The organism is Bythopirellula sp., assembly GCF_041737835.1.
In the GTDB taxonomy this organism is placed as follows: domain Bacteria; phylum Planctomycetota; class Planctomycetia; order Pirellulales; family Lacipirellulaceae; genus Bythopirellula.
The window spans coordinates 1-2,915 of sequence record NZ_JBGSQY010000005.1; the positions used below are offsets into that span (position 1 = coordinate 1).

At 54.5% G+C, this 2,915-nt stretch carries 2 protein-coding genes; both read left to right on the plus strand.

Annotation, left to right across the window (positions count from 1 at the left end; translation table 11 throughout):
- A partial coding sequence (locus AC6T8Q_RS02880; RefSeq protein WP_500677643.1) for a DUF1156 domain-containing protein occupies positions 1 to 1,871 on the plus strand: 1,871 nt, incomplete at its 5' end.
- Positions 1,868 to 2,866: a hypothetical protein gene (locus tag AC6T8Q_RS02885; RefSeq protein ID WP_500677644.1), complete on the plus strand. Its 999-nt coding sequence runs from the start codon at positions 1,868 to 1,870 to the stop codon at positions 2,864 to 2,866. The genes AC6T8Q_RS02880 and AC6T8Q_RS02885, both read left to right, overlap by 4 nt.
- The last annotated feature ends 49 nt before the right edge of the window (positions 2,867 to 2,915 follow it).

The window sequence follows — 2,915 nt, forward strand, 5'->3', positions numbered from 1 at the left end:
AGCAATCGATTGAAGGATTGTCATTGGTGCCGGATGAGAAAATATCACTAAACGAAATTCGGCGAATTAGCGTACCCATTTACGGAATGGAATGCTGGGGAGATTTATTTACACCGCGTCAAGCCTTGGCGCTTTCCACGCTTGCACGACTTGCCCGGGAAGCAGGAACGAACATGGGCAGCGACTCCGGGCTAGTGGAGGCTATCAGAACATGCCTCGCGCTGGTCGTTGGACGCCAAAGTGATTATGGATCGGCAATGTGCAGATGGGTGGCCGCTGGCGAATTCATTGGGAACACTTTTGGTCGTCAGGCCATTGGAATGATTTGGGATTTCGCAGAAGTTCCACCGCACTCAGCTGCAACTGGCGGTTTTGCAGGTGCACTGGATTGGGTTGTAAATGCAATGAATTCCACGGTACAGGCAGATTTGGTACCGGGACACATTGAGCAGGTGTCTGCAACAAGTCATTCGCTCCCAGATGACTCTGTAGCAGCGGTCGTCACAGACCCACCATACTATGATGCAGTTCCATACGCTCACCTTTCAGACTATTTTTATGTTTGGCTTCGGCGGACACTGATTACCGTCCACCCAAGGCTTCTGCGCGAACCCTCCGTGCCAAAGATCGAGGAAATTGTAGTTGATCGGCCACACCAGTTAAGTAATCCCAAAAAAGGAATCGAGTTCTACGAGCGGGAATTAACACGCGCTTTTGCTGAAAGCCGTCGGATAGTCAGACCCGATGCCATTGGTTGTATTGTGTTTGCGAGCAAAACCACCGCATCATGGGAAGCGATCCTAAAGGCAGTCATTGACGCAGGTTGGATTATCACTGGGTCGTGGCCAATAGATACGGAAATGGAGGCTCGCGTAGCGGCTCAGGGACAGGCACGCCTGGCGAGTAGCGTGCATCTCGTCTGCCGCCCGCGTGAGAATACCGACGGCACCGTTACCGAATCAATCGGTGAATGGCGAGATGTATTAGATGAGCTTCCGAAGAGAATTCATGAATGGATGCCCAGACTTGCGGCGGAAGGCGTCGTAGGTGCCGATGCGATCTTTGCTTGCCTTGGTCCAGCACTGGAAGTATTCAGTCGATTTAGCCGTGTCGAGAAAGCCAATGGCGAAGCTGCCGAATTGCGCGAGTATCTGGAACACGTGTGGGCGGTCGTCTCGACCGAAGCCCTCTCGATGATTTTCCGCGACGCCGATGCTGCCGGATTAGAGCCCGACGCGCGACTTACCGCCATGTGGCTCTGGACACTCGGCGGCGCAGCCGAAAAGACCGCGACCAACGGCGACGAGACGGACGAGGAAGAGAGCGAAGAATCCGAAGATGACGAAGACAACACGCCAAAGAAAAAAGCCAAGGCAACCGGCTTCACGTTGGAATTCGATGCTGCCCGCAAGATCGCCCAAGGACTGGGTGCCGATCTTGAGAAGAGTGATTCAATTGTCGAAGTGGCCGGTGACAAAGCTCGCTTGCTGCCTGTTGCTGAGCGTACGGCTTACTTGTTCGGTAAGCAGTCTGCCAACGGCGCTCCGACTGGAGGTCGAAAGCTCAAGAAGCCCGAACAGAAAACCTTCTTTGACGACCTGAACGAAGCCGAGGTTGCAGAAGAAGGCTGGGGCGAACTTAAGGGACCGCCTCCCGGCAGCACCGTTCTCGACCGACTGCACCAGGCGATGATCCTCTTCGCCGCCGGCCGCGGCGAATTAATGAAACGTTTCCTCGTCGACGATGGCGTCGGCCAGGATGTTCGCTTCTGGAAATTGGCCCAATCTTTCTCCGCACTATACCCACCCGGCACTGACGAGCGCCGCTGGGTCGAAGGTGTGCTGGCGCGGAAGAAAGGATTGGGACTGTGAGTACATCAACAGACTTTCGCACATTCAGCGATAAAGAGCTGCGAGCTTGCGAAACGCTATTTCCGCTGGAGATTGATCGCGATCCGTGGGTACAGTACCACGCAACGTCCTCGATCAACGAAGACCAAATCGACGCCGAAGGGTTAAAGTGGTCGCCAGCCATTTGTTCTGCGGCGGATGTTCTCGACTTGGTTCTGGTGTACCGTTCCATGAATTGGTGCGGCAAGCACACAGGTGGGTATGTTGCACTCGACTCGTTTTCCGTTTCGGGCGACTTTCAAGGAAACGAGACCAAGCCGATCTACTTCCGCGAGTTCTCCTTACGCTCGCTGATGTATGCGCAGCGCGAGTTTGCCGGCGGAGAATCCGCAAGAGGAATTCGCTATGCCCTGCGGGACTTGGATAGATACTTGGCAGACGAAGCCGTCCGCGATGAGCATTACCAATACCAGCGCCGCGAGGCAATCGGCCTAGCCTCGTCTGGCGCGTTGCCCCCTCGTGTGATGCGAGTTGATCTCGATCGGCTAAAGCGGCAAGTCGAACGATTCGCCGATCTGCGCGAGCGTTGCGAAGGCTGCCAGCAGTCTCACAGGCATGGGGTTGTTTATGCTGTCCGCTTTACGCCCGAAGATATTCCTTCGCTGAACTATTCGAGCTCAATGGGCATCCGCTGCTACAAGCCAATTGGCAGGCAACAGATCGTCGGCAAGGTTCGTGTACTGGCAGATGATAGTCCCGTCCCGGCCGGAAACAACGGCGATATCGTCTGGAAAAACCATTGGCGGCGTGAAGACCCGAGCGGCTTACTAGTCGCCCTGGAAAACGCCGAGAAAGATGGAAAAAGTTTCCCCACCGCTGCTCCAGACATGGTATTTAGGCATCGACGCCAGAACTTGCTTGATCCTGCTGCGGGTATTGATGAATCAGAAGAAATCGCACGAGTTCATGGATCGCCACAGTTGGCCGAGTTTGTGCGGCAGCATCGACAAGGATGAATAATACCGGAATGTAGAACTACTGAAATAACTCGATGGCACCAATTTG